The sequence below is a fragment of the Granulicella sp. L46 genome, assembly GCF_009765785.1.
GTDB lineage: Bacteria > Acidobacteriota > Terriglobia > Terriglobales > Acidobacteriaceae > Granulicella.
The window spans coordinates 1,354,064-1,369,969 of sequence record NZ_LMUT01000012.1 but is presented as its reverse complement, the minus strand read 5'-3'; the positions used below and the strand labels follow the sequence as shown (position 1 = coordinate 1,369,969).

The window sequence follows — 15,906 nt, the reverse complement described above, 5'->3', positions numbered from 1 at the left end:
GGCATGGATGGGGTGGTGATTCGCCGGGCGACTGAGGCCGATGTACCCTCGTTGCATGTGCTGATTGAGGCGTCGGTGCGAGGGCTGCAGGCCGATGACTATAGTCCGGCGGAGATTGAGGCGCGCTGGGGCATGCGCTCGGACTCGATTCGCAACTGGTGACGGATGGGACGTACTTTGTGGCCGAGGTTGGGGGAGAGATGGTCGCCAGCGGTGGTTGGAGCTATCGAGCGACGCTGTGCGGAAGCGACGGGATGACGGGTCGAGAGCCAGCCAGTCTCAATCCAGCAACGGACGCGGCGAAGATTCGCGCGATCTTTGTGCATCCAGGGTGGGCGCGTCGGGGGTTAGGAAGCCTGATGCTTGCGCACTGTGAACGGCAGGCGCGGGAGACGGGATTCACTCGGTTGGAAATGGGATCGACCCTGACCGGGGCACCGCTTTACCACCTGCGTGGGTATGTCGAGCAGGAGCGGATTGCGATTCCTCTGCCGAATGGAGAGGCGCTCCCGGTGATCCGAATGACGAAGAGTGTCTGAAACTGAGCGGGCAGGAAGGTCCAGGAACCCGCTGAGTGATGTATCAGGCAGTAAATCTACGCCTTTTGGCATATTACTAAAGTCTTATAGACCCTATGCGGCGTGGTTACAGAGGTATATCTTGATGGCATGACGGCCCTCGAGATACAAGACTTAGCTCGCAATTGGATCCGTTACCAAGAAGCCTGGGAGCGGGTAGGTGGTCCCTGCCGCGAATGTACCGAGCTGCAGTGGGCTTATAACTTAGTGGACGACATGGTGATCGATCGACCGGAAGAAAGCTGGCAGCTGATTCTTACGGTTCGTCGACTCAACCGGACAACCGTGATTGAACAGATGCTCGCGGCCGCTGTGTTCGAGGATCTGATGTCGGTCTATGGCGCAACGCTGATCGACCGAGTGGAGGCGGAAGTGAAGCGCGACCCGACCTTCGTTGGAGTCATCCGTAGCTCTTACAAGGCTCACATGTCGGAAGAAGTGTGGTCGCGGCTTAAGGCAATCGCTGATCCTGCGGTCTTCCTACAGCTAATCGCATAAGATAGAGACTTCAGCTGAAGTCTCTGCGTTGCTGCTGTCGAAGGCGACGTCCCATCTGTTCACGCTACCGCAAAGGAATGTTCGGGAAGCGCGGTGAAACTCCGCCACTGCCCCGCAACTGTGATGCGCGCACCTGCAAGTCTAGAAACCAAAGCTTTTAGGGATTTATCTAAAAGCCAAGACTTTTGGTTTCAGGATTTATAGGTGAAGCTGACCCGGAGGCGCCCACTGATCGTCCAATGGACATCGGGAAGGGACGCTCTCTGCAAGACAAGGGTCGACTTTGAAATCGCGCCAGTCAGGAGACCGGTTCCATTGCTGTTGTGCCTGCCACGCTTCCGTCGGGGAAGCGGAGGAGAATACTATGCAATCGTCTCTGGGCCGTTATGCGGCCAGTCGATCGATACGCGCGAGAATCGCTCGCTGCGTTGCCCTTACATTTTTAGGATTTCTGATTTCAACCTGCGCGCAGGCGGTAGTGATCCGTGGCCGCATGACCGATGCACTGGGCAAGCCGGTGCCGCGCGGCATGGTGCGCCTGGTGAAGGATGGGAAGACTGTCGCCTTTGCCTATGCGGAAACGGACGGGTCGTTTGAGATTCGGTCCTCGGACTCGGGAAGGTTTACACTGCTTGGCTCTGCCGCGGGATTTCTGCCCGCCATCGGCACGGATTTTTATGGCGGGGTGAACGATGTGCTGCAGCAGGACGTCGTGCTTGCAGCCAACACCGTGCGCCAGGAGATTACGGTCAGTGAAACGGGCATTCCTACGCCGCTGCCGCAGCTTACGTCTCCGGTGACCGTGATTCCACAGGAGGCGATGGACTTGCGGACCGGGGTTGTGGATGTGATGCGGCTGACACCGGGCGCCTTCATGGTGCAAACCGGACAACTTGGAAGCGTTACAAGCCTGTTCATGCGCGGTGGGAACTCGACGGCAAATCTTGTGCTGATCGATGGCGTGCCGGCCGATGACATTGGCGGCGTCTTTGATTTCGGCACGGTGAGCTCAACGGCCGTGGGCAAGATCGACATGGTGCGCGGGCCGGATTCCGCGATGTACGGTACGGATGCCGGCGCCGGCGTGGTTACGATTGACACCACGCGCGGAACCACGCCTGTGCCACAGTTGAACTATGAGGGCAGTGCGGGCAATCTGTACACGTATCAGAACCGGGCATCGATTGGTGGTACGTGGAGCAGGCTGGATTACTTTGGGGCGTTCTCGCGAATCGATACGTCGAATGCGCTGCCGCTGGACAGGTATCACTTAACCACCTCGGCGATCAACGTCGGGTTTAACTTCAACGGCAATACGCTGATCCGCTTCACAATCCGCAATGCGGATTCCGTTCAGGGCGTTCCGGGAGCCTGGGATTTTCAGGGAGTATCGCAGGATAACCGGCAGGCCGATCAGGATCTATATTCCGGCGCGACGCTGGAGAACTGGTTCAAAGGGAAGTGGCACAACCTGGTGCGGTACGGAATTGCGCGGAAGCGCGAGCAGGAGCAGGAGTTTGCCGCCGGAGGGACATTCCTGGAGGACGATCCGGGCGCAGGTGGGCCGGGCAACGTGGGGAACGTGGTGACTATCCGCGGCGCGAATGGATATACGGCGACCGGCCAGGTGCAGCTGTATACCGGCAACAATTACGACCAGGCCAACAATCTCGACCAGCTGTACTACCAGACGGATTACAGCTTTTCGCCGCACTTTATTGCGCTGTTCGGATTTCGGTATGACAACGAGCGCGGCTCGTATAACGACTACTACACCGACGCCTACGACCCGGATTTTGACTTCACGGAGCATGAGTCGACGCAGCGCACGAACTTTGAATACAACCTGCAGTTCCAGGGCGAGTTCTGGCACCGGCTGTTTTATTCGGCGGGTGGCGCATTGGAGAAGAATCACCTGTACGGGATTGCAGGAACGCCGCGGCTGGGGTTGAGCTACGTGCCGGTGCGCCCGTCGGCCAAGATATTCCATGGGACGCGGCTCCGCGCCAATGCCGCGACAGGTGTCCAGGAACCTACGCTGGCGATTGAGTTCCAGAGCCTGTACACGCAGCTGTTGCAGGCCGGCGATACTGAGGATATTGAGAAGTACAACATCACGCCGCAGGGTCCGCAGCGTTCGCGCACGTACGATGTCGGCATAGATCAGAACATCCTGGGGGAAAAGCTGACGCTGAAGGTGGGCTACTTCCACAACATGTTCAACCATCAACTGGAGGGCGTGGACGCCGAGGCGCTGAACCAGTACTTTGGTCTGGATTTGAATCCAAGCGTAAGTCTGTATGAGGCCTACGTGAATTCGCTCGCCTTTAGCGCGCAGGGCGCGGAGGTGGAGCTGGCGTGGCAGCCACGGCCGCACTTCCTGTTCCGCGGAGGCTATACCTACCTGGATGCGAAAGTGTTGCAATCGTTCGCCTCGGATGCCGTTGCGGCGAATCAGGGTGAACCAACAGAGAACCCGAATATTCCCGGAGTACCCATTGGCGCGCTCGGACCGCTGGTTGGCGCGCGTCCCTTTCGGCGAGCTCCGAATACGGGATACTTCAACGCCCAGTACACGCGCCCGCGGCTGACGTTTTCTATGACTGGAGCGATCGCCAGCCGAAGTGACGACTCCACGTACCTGGAGTATGAGGACCTCAACGGCGGCAATACGCTACTGCTGCCAAATCGGAATCTCGATTTTGGTTACACAAAGCTCGATTTGAGCTTCACTTACGCACTCAAGCATGGGTTCACTTACTTTGCGCAGTTCGACAATCTCCTGAACAACCAGCACATTGGGCCGATTGGGTACCCGGGGCTTCCTTTGACGTTTCAGACGGGGTTGAAGCTTCAGCTGGGCGGCAGGTAGGATTTTTGGAAGCTTCCCGGAAATGAGCGCAGGTTTCCGGGAAGCTAGCGTAAGATTACCCGGAGGTTTGGTGTCACCTGTGGCTTGCAAACCCCGTCTAAGCGATTGAAGTTCAAGGAGGAAGACTATGTCCCAGAGTTTTCGCAGCAAGATGATATCGGCCCTCGCTGCCGGCTTCGTGATGACAGCATTGCCCGTCTTTGGGCAAGGCGTTCCGGTGGAAGGACCGTTGCCCACCACGGCGACGATCTCGGTGCAGTCCAAGAGCGGCGCTCCCTTGGATCCGGCGTTACTGAAACTCCAGGTAAATGGTCAGGACACGCCGATTCTGTCGGTGAAGCCAATTCCGCCGCCTGGCGCGCAGATTGCCATTTTGATTGATGACGGTTTGAGGTCTGGGTTCGGCAACCAGTTAGATGACTTTGCAACCTTCATTAACTCGCTGCCGCCGGGCGCGAAGGTGCTGGTGGGTTACATGCAGAACGGCACCGTTCGCGGTATGAACACGTTTACGGCGAACCACCAGGCTGCGGCGGCGCAGTTACGGATTCCAATGTCGGTGGCCGGAGTTAATGGCAGCCCGTACTTCACGCTCTCAGAGTTTGCGAAGCACTGGCCGTCCAACCAGCCGGGCGCGCGGTTCGTGCTGCTGGTGACCAACGGAGTCGACCCATACAACGGTCGGCCTTCGGTGATGAACCAGAACAGCCCGTACGTCCAGACAGCGCAGGAAGATGCGCAGCGGGCCGGGGTCGCGGTGTATTCGATTTATTATCCCCAGTCGGGTATGCGGGGCGGGCGGGGTAGCTTCAGCGGTCAAAGCTATCTGGCGCAGGTAGGTGAGGCTTCGGGCGGTACTTCCTTCAACATGGGGACGATCACGCCGCCTTCGCTGTCGCCCTATCTCAATGAGTTCAGCAAAGCCATCGCCGGTAGTTATCTGGTGAGGTTTAATGTGAGTTCTGCCCGCGTAAAGCGCGACACCCTGATCCGTATCAAGCTGAAAACTACCCAACCGGGAGTAAAGATACAGACGCCAAATAACGTTCATCCAGGTGTCGACTTGATGTGGTAACAACAGTGGAAGCTGGGCAATGAAAGGGGCACGGCTTATGGCCGTGCCCTTTTTTCGGGCATTCCAGCGGGAGTCGTGATTCCGTCGTCCGGAGTCGTGATTCCTTCATGCGAAGCCTGTACCATGGAGCAGGAACGAGAGGTGTATGAACGAAGGTCGTTGGGTTCTGTTGATTGCGAGTGAAGTAGGTGGAACGGATTCAGTTTCGGACCGCGCCATGGAGCGTCTGGTCGAAGCTATCGCCGCAGAGGGGTACGAAGTTGTAAGGACCTCGACTCCTGAGGATGGGTTATCGCTGGTGACTTCCGATCCATCGCACAGCGCGATTCTGCTGGACTGGGATCTGGAAGGCGAAAACCAGTTTGACGAGCGCGCGGCGTTGAAGATTCTGCGTGCGGTCCGACGACGTAACAAGAAAATTCCTATATTTTTAATCGCTGACCGGACGCTGGTGAGTGAGTTGCCGCTCGAGGTCGTGAAGCAGGTGCATGAGTACATTCACCTGTTCGGCGATACGCCGGCGTTCATCGCCAACCGCGTGGACTTTGCCGTGGAACGATACCACGAGCAGCTGCTACCGCCGTACTTCCGCGAGTTGAAGAAGTATACCGAGCAGGGTGCGTATTCGTGGGACGCGCCGGGACACATGGGCGGCGTGGCGTACCTGAAGCATCCGGTGGGGATGGAGTTTCACAAATTTTTCGGCGAGAACATTATGCGCTCGGACCTCGGCATCTCGACATCGCCGCTGGGATCGTGGCTGGATCATCTGGGGCCTCCCGGAGAGAGCGAGCGGAATGCGGCGCGCATCTTTGGAGCCGACTGGACGTTCTATGTGCTGGGCGGTTCGTCGGCTTCAAACCAGATCGTCGGGCATGGCGTGATTGCTCAGGATGACATTGTGCTGGCCGACGCAAACTGCCACAAATCGATTTGTCATTCCTTGACGGTGACGGGAGCGAGGCCGGTGTACTTCAAGCCGACGCGCAACGGCTATGGCATGATTGGCCTGGTACCGATTAAGCGCTTCAGCCCGGAGAATGTGCAGGCGCTGATTGAGCGGAGCCCGTTTAGTGCCGGCGCGCGGTCGAAGGTGCCGACGTATGCGGTGGTGACGAACTCGACGTACGATGGGCTTTGCTACAACGTGGATCGCGTGGTGGAAGAGCTGGCAAAGAGCGTTCCACGCGTGCATTTCGATGAGGCCTGGTACGCGTATGCGAAGTTCCACGAGATCTATCGCGGACGTTACGCGATGGGCGTGCCAGATGAAATGGCGGACCGGCCGGTAATCTTCTCAACGCAGTCGACGCACAAAATGCTGGCGGCTTTCTCGATGGCGTCGATGGTGCATGTGAAGCTGAGCCCGCGGGCACAGTTGGACTACGACCAGTTCAACGAGGCGTTCATGATGCACGGCAGCACGTCGCCGTTCTATCCGCTGATTGCCTCCATTGACGTCGCAGCCGCAATGATGGATGACCCTGCGGGACCGACGCTGATGAGCGAGACGCTGCAGGATGCGATCAGCTTCCGCAAGGCCATGTCCTCGATTGCGCACCGGTTGCGCAAGGCGGAGCAGGGCTGGTTCTTCCGGCTTTATCAGCCGGAGTATGTGTTCGACCCGCTGGATGGGAAGACCTACTTGTTCGAAGAGGCCGCTGACGGCCTGCTGACCAACCAATCAAGCGCATGGACGCTGAAGACGGGCGAGGAGTGGCACGGCTACCAGGACGAAGATATTGCCGATGACTACTGCATGCTCGACCCAGCCAAGGTAACGATTCTTTCACCGGGTGTGAACGCGCAGGGTGTGTTTGGCGACTGGGGCATTCCGGCGGCGATCCTGACGGAATTTCTCGATGGACGCCGCGTTGAGATTGCGCGTACTGGCGATTACACCGTACTGGTATTGTTCTCCGTCGGCACCAGTAAGGGCAAGTGGGGTGCACTGCTCGAAAACCTGTTCGAGTTCAAGCGGCTGTACGACAGCGAGGCTCCGCTTGAAGAGGCGCTGCCGGAGTTGGTGATGAAATATCCGGCGCGGTATCGCAATGTGACGCTCAAGGAGCTGAGCGACCAGATGCACAGCGTGATGCAGGAATTAAATCTTTCAGGGCTCGTAAATGCAGCCGCGGATGAGGACTTTGATCCGGTCTTGACGCCGGGACAGACGTATCAGAAGCTGTTGCGCGGCGAGACGGAGAAGGTGCGCTTTGCCGAGATGGCCGGACGCATCGCGGCAGTGATGCTGGTGCCGTATCCGCCGGGAATTCCGATGTCGATGCCGGGTGAGCGGCTGGGCGGGCTGGAGAGTCCGGTGATCAAGCTGATCATCGCCATGGAAGAGTTTGGCAAGCGGTTTCCGGGCTTCGAGCGCGAGACGCACGGCGTTGAAGTGGATGAGAATGGCAACTACTGGATGCGTGCAGTGATCGAAACGGCGAACGGCAAGAAGAACGGCCGCAAACAGAAGGGGCCGAGCTCCGCGCCGCCAGTGAAGCGTCGCAAGAAAAACCTGCCCGGAGACGATGGGCCTCCATTGCCGGGGACACCGGTAAGGATCTCGCCGGAACGGTAAGGGCATGCAACAAAACGAAGACTCCGGATCTATCCGGGGCCCTTCCTGTTGTTGCGCTGCACTTCTGTACTCTTGAGTGCTGGAGCTTTCGATGCGTATCTCCGCGGATGCTCTTTTCTTTACATTTCGATGATTTTCTGGCGACATCCTGAGCGATTCTTGAAGCGTCGAATCGCTATTAGGACGCGGTTCGCCTTTTGCTCGGCTCTCCAAAAGAAGGCTCCTAATCAGGAGGACAATGATGATAATGGGAATGCAGGAGTTGATGAGGGAAGTAAAAATTTTCGAGGACTATGTTCGAGCGTGCCAGGCGGGGGATGATCTGCGAAACGTTCCCCTTACGCGGGAAGAGGTGGATGTGATCGCTTCGTACCGCCGCTTCATGAGTCAGCAAGAGGATAGCTCCCAAATCTAGAAAGCAAAAGGCCCCCAGCGGCAGCCGGGAGCCTTTTGCATGACCAGATCGCAGAAGCGAGAATCTCGCTGCTGTTTGTTTAGTACATGCCGTCCATGCCGCCGCCGTGGCCGCCGCCTGCCGGAGCTTCCTTCTTCTCCGGAATGTCGGCGATGATGGCTTCGGTGGTGAGCAGCAGGCCAGAGATCGACGCGGCGTTCTGCAGGGCAGTGCGCGTGACCTTGGTCGGATCGATGACGCCGGCCTTGACCAGATCCTCGTAGACGCCGGTTCCAGCGTTGTAGCCGTAGTTGGCGTCCTTCGAGTCGTGGATCTTGCCGATGACGACCGAGCCCTCTTCGCCGGCATTGCCAACGATGGTGCGGAGCGGCTCTTCGATCGCGCGACGGATAATGTTCGCACCGATCTTCTCGTCGCCCTCGAGCGTCTTGATGAGCGCGTCGACAGCCGGTACGCAGCGAATCAACGCCACGCCGCCGCCCGGGACGATGCCTTCTTCGACAGCCGCGCGGGTTGCATGCATCGCATCCTCAACGCGCGCCTTCTTCTCCTTCATCTCGGTCTCGGTAGCTGCACCGACCTTGATGACGGCGACACCGCCGACCAGCTTCGCAAGGCGCTCCTGGAGCTTCTCGCGGTCATAGTCGGAGGTTGTTTTCTCGACCTGAGCGCGAATTTCCTTGACGCGGCCTTCAATCTTGGCGTCCTCACCACCACCGTCGATGATGGTCGTGTTGTCCTTGTCGATGGTGATGCGCTTGGCGGTGCCGAGGTCTTCGATCTTGACGCCCTCGAGCTTGATGCCGAGGTCCTCAGTGATGGCCTTGCCGCCGGTGAGAATCGCGATGTCTTCGAGCATTGCCTTGCGGCGATCACCGAAGCCAGGCGCCTTTACGGCAGCGACGTTCAACGTGCCACGCAGCTTGTTGACCACGAGGGTTGCGAGCGCCTCACCGTCCACGTCCTCGGCGATGATGAGCAGGGGCTTAGCGGTGCGGGCGATCTGCTCGAGCAAGGGGAGCAGGTCCTTCATCGAGGAGATCTTCTTCTCATAGATGAGGACGTAGGGGTTCTCTAGCGCGACTTCCATACGCTCTGCGTCGGTGACGAAGTAGGGCGAGAGGTAGCCGCGATCGAACTGCATGCCCTCGACGACGTCGAGCTGCGTCTCCATCGTGCGCGACTCTTCGACGGTGATGACGCCGTCCTTGCCGACCTTCTTCATCGCCGCAGCGATGATCGAGCCGATCTGCTCATCCGAGTTGGCGGAGATGGTGCCAACCTGGGCAATCATGTCGCCGGTAACGGGCTTGGAGAACTTCGAGAGCGCTCCGCCAGTCACTACGCCTTGCTCATCGCGCTTGCCGATGATGGCCTCAACAGCCTTGTCGATGCCGCGCTTCAGGGCAGCAGGGTTCGCGCCGGCTGCAACGGTCTTCACGCCCTCGCGGAAGATCGCCTGGGCGAGCACGGTGGCTGTGGTGGTACCGTCGCCAGCGATGTCCGAGGTCTTCGAAGCGACTTCCTTTACGAGCTGTGCGCCGACGTTCTCGATCGAGTCCGAAAGCTCGATCTCCTTGGCTACGGTGACGCCGTCCTTGGTGATGGTGGGGGAACCGAACTTCTTCTCGATGACGACATTGCGGCCCTTGGGACCGAGTGTCACCTTTACCGCGTTGGCGAGCGTGTTGACGCCACGCAGGATCGCCTGACGCGAATCTTCTCCATGCAGAATTTGCTTTGCCATTTAAAAGCTCCTGGTTGTTCGTTCTTAGTTGTTAGTTCTCAGTAAAAGCGCGTATAAGCAGCGCGTTACTTCTTGAGGATGCCGAGGACTTCTTCCTCACGCATGATGAGGAACTCTTCGCCGTCGAGCTTGATCTCGCTGCCGGAATACTTGCCGAAGAGGATGGTGTCGCCAGCCTTGACGTCGAGCGGGAAGACCTTGCCCTCATCGTTGGATTTGCCCTTGCCGACCGAGATGACTTCGCCCTGCTGCGGCTTTTCCTTGGCCGAATCGGGGATGATGATGCCGCCACGGATGCTTTCGCCCTCTTCGAGGCGGCGAACCAGAATGCGATCGTGCAACGGCGTAAATGAAGTGGCTGCCATGTTGATGCTTCTCCTTGATTTCTGTTGATCAGATTGCTGTGTGGTGCCTATGAGAGGCCGGGGAGAGGCACGGATGAGCGGAATGCGGCTCAAATGAACCTGTTGGCACTCTCTACTGCCGACTGCTAATCTATGCTTTTCAGGGGCGAGAGTCAATGGGCTAAGGTGAAATCTTAGTGAAAGCCGCTAAGGTTTCCAGGTGGTGGTCTGTTTAGCTCATTGAGCAGCCAAAAGCCCCCTCCACGCGATAGAATCAGGCCATGATGCAGTTGTACCGAAGCAGAATGTTGGGCTGGGCCGCGGGCCTGGCGATGGTTGCAGGGATCGTATCGGTTACGGGCGCGCAACAGCCGGAGCATGGGCGCAAATATAAGCCCCTTCCCGATCTTTCGCACATTGTCGTAACCGTGGTGAAGGGTTATGACGGCAAGCCCATGCCGCACGCAGCGGTGGTCTTTCACGCCACGATGAACGGCCGGGACGACGGCAACCTTGAGGTCAAGACCGACCCTGAGGGTAAGGCGACCATCGATGTCATCGAGGTAGGGAGCGACGTATCCGTGCAAGTGATTGCGAATGGATTCGCGACCTATGCTCAGAACATTCACGTTGTGGGTCCGGAAAAAATTCTTGAAGTACGGATGATGCGGCCGCGCGAGCAGATTTCTCAGTATCAGGACAATATTGATAAGGCCGCTGATTTGAAGCCGGGCGTCCAGGAACCACCAAATCACGTGCTTCCACCGGCGAAGCCTGCTGGTGATCAGCCGCTGACTCCGCCGCCAAGCACGCCTGCTCCTCAGACTCCCCAGACTCCCCAGACGAGCTCTCCGCAGTGAGCGAAGAGAGCCGGCAGGAGACGCGTCAGACGGCGCGCCCGCTGGCAGGGAAGTGTGCGTTCGTGACAGGCGGTGCGAAGCGCATCGGCCGTGCCCTGGCATTAACGCTGGCACAGGCTGGCGCGGACGTCGCGATCAGCTACCTGGGATCGGAAACTGAAGCCCTTTCAACGGTAGCGGACCTGCAGGCCTCCGGTGGCCGAGCGCTGGCCGTCCGCTGTGACTTGCGTGAGGAATCGAGCGTAACGGAAGCCGTAGCTGCGGCTGTCGAAGGCCTGGGTGGCCTGGACGTGCTCGTAAACAATGCGGGCGCCTTCGAGACTGTTGCGCTGGAGAAGATCAGCGTGGCGGAGTGGGACGCCATGTTTGAGGTCAATACGCGCGGGCCCTTTCTGGTGGCGAAGGCAGCTCATACGCATTTGAAGGCGGCCCGTGGCAGGATCGTAAATATCGGCTCGCTGGGCGGTCTTCATCCGTGGCCGACGCATGCGCACTACTGCACGTCGAAGGCGGCGCTGCATATGCTCTCGCAGACCATGGCCAAGGCCTGGGCGCCGGAGATCAGTGTGAACTGCGTGGCGCCGGGCATGATCGTGATGGGAGAGGTCAACCCCGCTTACGAGGAGTTCGCGCTCAAGACACCGATGCAGCGAAACGGGCGTGCAGAAGACGTTGCGGCCGCGGTGCTTTTCTTCGCGACGGGACCCCACTTCATCACCGGACAACTGGTGGCAGTGGACGGTGGACTAGGGCTGTAGGAGCCGATTTCAATCGCGCTCTTCTTTTCTCTGCTTCCAGAAAATCTGCCACCAGCGGCGCGTGAGCTTGGCATCCTCCTCATACAGGTGAAGCGGTTCGTCCTGCTGGGGAAGGGGTTTTCCTTCATAGACCGCCATGGGGTTGCTGGTGCAGAGCCGGTCGGCGTAGGCAGCGCCATATTTTTTTGCGACCAGGTCATGAGCGGCGCGCATGCGGGGTGGGCGCGACTGTGTATTGTGCGCGTCGGTGGCGAGGAAGTGGACCCATCGGTCGGCGAGCATGCGATGAGCCATTCGCTCGGCCTGCTTTCCCATCTGGCCGACCACCGAGCTGGTCGTAATCTGGGTGAGTAAGCCGATACGCATCCAGTCTGCGAGGCGCTTGGGATCTCGTTGCAGCGTCGGGTTTCGCTCGGGGTGCGTAAGGATGGGGCGCATGCCGGCCAGTCCGAGCTCATAGAAGGCCTCGTCAAGGTGCGGGGACAGTCCGTAGTCGGGAAGCTCGACAAGAAGGTAGTCGCCACCGTTTAGCGTGTATTTCTTGGGGTTGGCGACGGCGTCCTGCATGTTGTCGTAGCTGAGGTGGAAGTCGCAGCCCGAGGAAATCTTGAGCGGAATCGCCTCGGCGGCGAGGGCAGAGCGCAGGGCGTCGACACGTCTGGCGATCTCGGAGGGGTCAAACGCGTATACGTTGTTGGCGTGGGGAGTGGCGACTACGTGGGTTATGCCATCGTCGACGGCAATGCGCGCCATGGCCACCGAAGTCTCAAGGTTGGGAGACCCGTCGTCGAGGCCTGGTAGCAGATGATGGTGAAGGTCGACCATGCGAGCTACGGCAAGAGTATCACCGTGCGAGAAGTTTGATCGGAATAGATTGCCGCCGGCAGGCAGCGCGGACCAGGCGGGTTGCATCGAAGGAACAGGCTCGATAGAACAGCTGTGCGCATCCTCTCGCTCCTGGATACACGTATGATGATACGCGGCGGGTGGCGTCCAGGAAGATGACCATTCGCTGGCTGGAAATGTTAGGTAACGAAGCTAAAGAAAGAGTTTCAAGGGAATATTATTCATGGCAGACAAGACAACGACTCAATCGAAGCCCCGGGTATTGGTCGCGGACGACGAACAAGTGATCGCTAACACGCTGGCGATTATCCTGAACCAGGCGGGCTTCGAGGCTCGCGCCGTCTACAGCGGGGAGAAGGCGATCGACGCGCTCGATACGTTCCATCCTGACATGCTGATCTCCGACGTGATCATGACAGGGATGACGGGAATCGAGGCAGCTATCCAGACGCGAGCTCGTCTACCGAACTGCAAGATCCTGTTGTTCTCCGGTCAGGCTGCGACGGCGGATCTTCTCGAGCGCGCTCGCACGCAGGGCCATGAGTTCGAGATCCTGGCCAAGCCCGTCCACCCAACCGACCTGCTGGCCAAGCTCAGAGGCTAAGCGACTTCCCGTCGGCTCACGGAGGCTTGCCGCCTTACAGTGGCTTGCCTTCGCGCCGGCGGATCAGTTCCTTGTGCTTCACCTCTATCAGAAACTCGTAGAAGCTGTGCAGGGTTGCGTACATTACGCCAGCAGAGCCGTCGAGCAGCGCGCCGCGAACAAACATCATATAAAACCACTTAATCACTGGCCTTGCAGGAAGCTCGTAGAAGATGGCTTTCTGTGCGACCCTGCGCTCATGGAAGTTGCTGGCAAAAATAGCCTGTGACAAGGACGCTCCGCGCGTCGCCTTGCCACTGGCCAACAGCTCGGCTTCCTTGCTCGAGTAGCTATTGTGTTTTGCCATCCAGTGCGTGATGCCCTTTGAAAAGGCAAGATGATCGAAAGGCGAATGCAACTCCAGAATCTCGCCATCGATCTCGACCACCTCGTTGACATCACGGGTGTAGTGCGCGTGTCCAACGCGCAACAGGCGAACATAATAGGGGGTCAACTGCGCATGCTTTAGCCAAGTGCCCCACAGGAAGTCGCGGCGACGGATGCGGAAGCCGCAGACGCTCGCCGGAGCAGTGGCGACTGCGGGCGGCATTTCAGCGCTCAGTTCCGGAGTCGGCCGCTCGTCGGCATCCAGCACCAGCACCCAGTCGTGGCGAAAGGGTAGCTGCATACCAGCATTGCGTTGAGCCGCATAGGTGTCAAAGCGCCGGGTCGTGACGGTAGCGCCTCGCTGGCGCGCAATTTCGACGGTCCCGTCGGTGCTTTCAGAGTCCAATATGTGAATGTCATCACACCAGGCGACGGAATCGAGGCAACCGGGCAAATCCTGCTCCTCATCGCGCGTGAGGATGAGCACCGAGATCACGCGTCGCCTCCGGCCGGGACGGTTTGCGTGTCTTCTAGCGGGATGGTGCGGGTTCTCTCACGGATGGCGACTGCAGGATTGCCACTGTAGACCGTCCACGGCTTTAGATTGCGTGTTGCAACGGCAGCCATGCCGAGTACAGCACCTTCGCCGACATGAATGCCCGGCGCGACTGAGGCGCGCGCGCAGATCCAGGCGTAGCCTTCGATGTGCATGCGATAGGCGATCAATGGGAAGTCAGGGTGGTTATAGTCGTGGGTTGCGCCACAGATGTAGCAGTCCTGCGAGAGGATCACGTGAGTATCAATGTGGATGGGCGAAGGATTGTAGATTTCTACGCCATCGGCGGCGGCTACGTGGTCCTCACAAACAAGGTTCCACGGAGCCCATACCCTGGATGCAGGATAGAAATGGCAGTCGCTGCCGAGAGTGGCGCCGAAGAGTCGTAACAGCGTGGCACGCCATGCGTGGAACGGCCGCGGAGAGATGCGATAGAGCAGTATCCAGCAGATGTTCCAGACCAGACGCCGAAATCGGTTGCCCACGCTGAAGGCTGGTCGCGTGTAAGCGTCCGCATGGCTCTCGGGCGGGATGTGGTCAGTGGCACGGTAATGCGCCTGGCGGCCCATAGTTCAGTTAGCCTCGTGAACGACAGAGGCGGGCGTTTGTGTCCGGAGGCGTTCGAAGATGCGAAGAATGAGGGCGCTGTTCCTCCGCATATCGTAACGCCGGGCAAAGGTGATCTTGGCCTGCTGCTGCATCGCCTGACGCTGTTCGGGATCCAGAGCCAGCCAACGCTCCAGAAGATGGATGGTGCCTTTCAGGGTATCGTGCTCAACGATGCCGCAGCCATCGGCTTCGATCTCCGGCGCAATGTTGACCTGATCGGAGATCAAAACAGGTCGACCGCAGGCCAGTGCCTCGGCGACCGCGATTCCGAAGTTCTCCTGGTGTGAGGGAAGAACGAAGGCGTCGCTGACGGCGAAAGCGCCCCACTTCGCGTCGCCCTTGAGCATGCCGGGCCAATGGACGCGATGAGCAAGACCAGCGTCATCGACGATGTGCTGTAGATCCTTCCGCATCCCCGTCGCATCCGGGCCGGCCATGATCAGATGCAGCTCTGGATGAGCCGGGGCAACGGCTGCAAATGCCTGGAGGAGCAGGTCGCATCCCTTTTTGGGGTGGATGCGCGAAAGGAACAGCAAGTAACTGCGGTCGGCATCCTCAACATTCAGCTCTGGACAGCGCTCATAAAATGCCGGCACGAGCTCATCAATGTCAGGCATCTGCGGGTCGGCCCCGTAGGAGACGACCATCGGATTCCAATGCCATAGCCAGAAGGTCTTGGTGGCGAGATCGCGTTCAAGCTCGGTGGTGAACATCACTCGCGAAGCAGCGCGAAGAATCCAATATTGCGCCAGTATCCAGTAAATCCACTTCTTTACATGCTTGAGTGGGTACCGACGCTTGAAGTATGGATCGAGCATGCCGTGGGTGAAGACCAGGAAAGGCTTGTGTCCGGCAACCGCAAGCAGAGCCGCCAGTCCCGTGAACTCCCAAAGTCCATGCACGATGATGCCATCAAATCGATCACGATTCTTAATCAGCCACGGAATCAACCGGGGGGAGTACCAAGATTTTTTCCTGTTGCCGAGGGCATGCACCTGGAAGGGAAACTCGCCAAGAAATGGAGCGTCCGGGCTGTCCAGGGTGGCCACCTCTGCCTCGTAGCCGGGCGGGCGATAACGAATGATCATTCGAATCGCTTCGGTCGGACCACCGGCCGCGGGATTGATGGAACCGACGATGTGCAGAATTCTCATGGATAGCGTGAAAGAGATTCAAGTCGCTTCTAGAGAAGCAAGC

At 58.7% G+C, this 15,906-nt stretch carries 16 protein-coding genes and 1 riboswitch; of the genes, 10 read left to right on the top strand and 6 right to left on the bottom strand.

From position 1 onward, the window contains the following. Positions 1-15: 15 nt before the first annotated feature. From GSQ80_RS23430 to GSQ80_RS15055, 7 genes are all read left to right on the top strand, one after another. Positions 16-162, top strand: coding sequence for a hypothetical protein (locus GSQ80_RS23430; RefSeq protein WP_254059662.1), 147 nt, complete (start codon positions 16-18; stop codon positions 160-162). Beyond that, the gene (locus GSQ80_RS15080; protein ID WP_254059661.1) at positions 159-539 is read left to right on the top strand and encodes a GNAT family N-acetyltransferase; all 381 of its coding nucleotides are present in this window, start codon (positions 159-161) and stop codon (positions 537-539) included. The genes GSQ80_RS23430 and GSQ80_RS15080 overlap by 4 nt, the downstream gene beginning before the upstream one ends. Positions 540-668: 129 nt before the next feature. Further along, complete coding sequence (locus GSQ80_RS15075; protein ID WP_158788386.1) at positions 669-1,076, top strand: DUF6869 domain-containing protein; 408 nt, start codon at positions 669-671, stop codon at positions 1,074-1,076. A gap of 27 nt (positions 1,077-1,103) precedes the next feature. Further along, positions 1,104-1,406, top strand: a riboswitch (cobalamin riboswitch). Positions 1,407-1,569: 163 nt separating this feature from the next. Then, the gene (locus GSQ80_RS15070) at positions 1,570-3,948 is read left to right on the top strand and encodes a TonB-dependent receptor (RefSeq protein WP_254059660.1); all 2,379 of its coding nucleotides are present in this window, start codon (positions 1,570-1,572) and stop codon (positions 3,946-3,948) included. A gap of 127 nt (positions 3,949-4,075) precedes the next feature. Beyond that, the gene (locus GSQ80_RS15065; protein WP_158788384.1) at positions 4,076-5,023 is read left to right on the top strand and encodes a hypothetical protein; all 948 of its coding nucleotides are present in this window, start codon (positions 4,076-4,078) and stop codon (positions 5,021-5,023) included. Positions 5,024-5,168: 145 nt separating this feature from the next. Then, positions 5,169-7,604, top strand: coding sequence for an Orn/Lys/Arg decarboxylase N-terminal domain-containing protein (locus GSQ80_RS15060; protein ID WP_158788383.1), 2,436 nt, complete (start codon positions 5,169-5,171; stop codon positions 7,602-7,604). A gap of 238 nt (positions 7,605-7,842) precedes the next feature. After that, complete coding sequence (locus GSQ80_RS15055; protein ID WP_158788382.1) at positions 7,843-8,019, top strand: hypothetical protein; 177 nt, start codon at positions 7,843-7,845, stop codon at positions 8,017-8,019. Between the two features lie 79 nt (positions 8,020-8,098). Here the strand turns inward: GSQ80_RS15055 and groL are convergent, their stop codons facing one another. Next, positions 8,099-9,766: a chaperonin GroEL gene (groL, locus tag GSQ80_RS15050; protein WP_158788381.1), complete on the bottom strand. Its 1,668-nt coding sequence runs from the start codon at positions 9,764-9,766 to the stop codon at positions 8,099-8,101. 65 nt (positions 9,767-9,831) lie between these two features. Continuing rightward, a complete protein-coding gene (gene groES, locus GSQ80_RS15045; RefSeq protein WP_158788380.1) occupies positions 9,832-10,131 on the bottom strand; it encodes a co-chaperone GroES in 300 nt (99 codons plus the stop codon). 260 nt (positions 10,132-10,391) lie between these two features. On the opposite strand from groES, the gene GSQ80_RS15040 reads away from it, so the two are divergent. Next, entirely contained in the window at positions 10,392-10,970 is a 579-nt protein-coding gene (locus GSQ80_RS15040) for a hypothetical protein (RefSeq protein ID WP_158788379.1), read from the top strand. A gap of 62 nt (positions 10,971-11,032) precedes the next feature. Further along, the gene (locus GSQ80_RS15035) at positions 11,033-11,728 is read left to right on the top strand and encodes an SDR family NAD(P)-dependent oxidoreductase (RefSeq protein WP_254059659.1); all 696 of its coding nucleotides are present in this window, start codon (positions 11,033-11,035) and stop codon (positions 11,726-11,728) included. Positions 11,729-11,737: 9 nt separating this feature from the next. Here GSQ80_RS15035 and GSQ80_RS15030 read toward each other — a convergent pair whose 3' ends face one another. Then, positions 11,738-12,640 carry a tyrosine-protein phosphatase gene (locus GSQ80_RS15030; protein WP_216850338.1) on the bottom strand — a complete coding sequence of 301 codons (903 nt, stop codon included), beginning with the start codon at positions 12,638-12,640 and terminating at the stop codon, positions 11,738-11,740. A gap of 157 nt (positions 12,641-12,797) precedes the next feature. Between GSQ80_RS15030 and GSQ80_RS15025 the strand changes: the two genes are divergently transcribed. After that, entirely contained in the window at positions 12,798-13,178 is a 381-nt protein-coding gene (locus GSQ80_RS15025; RefSeq protein WP_158788377.1) for a response regulator, read from the top strand. Between the two features lie 34 nt (positions 13,179-13,212). Here GSQ80_RS15025 and GSQ80_RS15020 read toward each other — a convergent pair whose 3' ends face one another. The 3 genes from GSQ80_RS15020 to GSQ80_RS15010 are packed head-to-tail and all read right to left on the bottom strand — an operon-like array spanning position 13,213 to position 15,863. After that, entirely contained in the window at positions 13,213-14,040 is an 828-nt protein-coding gene (locus GSQ80_RS15020) for a glycosyltransferase family 2 protein (RefSeq protein ID WP_158788376.1), read from the bottom strand. Beyond that, a complete protein-coding gene (locus GSQ80_RS15015) occupies positions 14,037-14,669 on the bottom strand; it encodes a putative colanic acid biosynthesis acetyltransferase (protein WP_158788375.1) in 633 nt (210 codons plus the stop codon). The genes GSQ80_RS15020 and GSQ80_RS15015 overlap by 4 nt, the downstream gene beginning before the upstream one ends. A 3-nt stretch (positions 14,670-14,672) precedes the next feature. Then, the gene (locus tag GSQ80_RS15010) at positions 14,673-15,863 is read right to left on the bottom strand and encodes a glycosyltransferase (RefSeq protein WP_158788374.1); all 1,191 of its coding nucleotides are present in this window, start codon (positions 15,861-15,863) and stop codon (positions 14,673-14,675) included. Positions 15,864-15,906 lie beyond the last annotated feature (43 nt).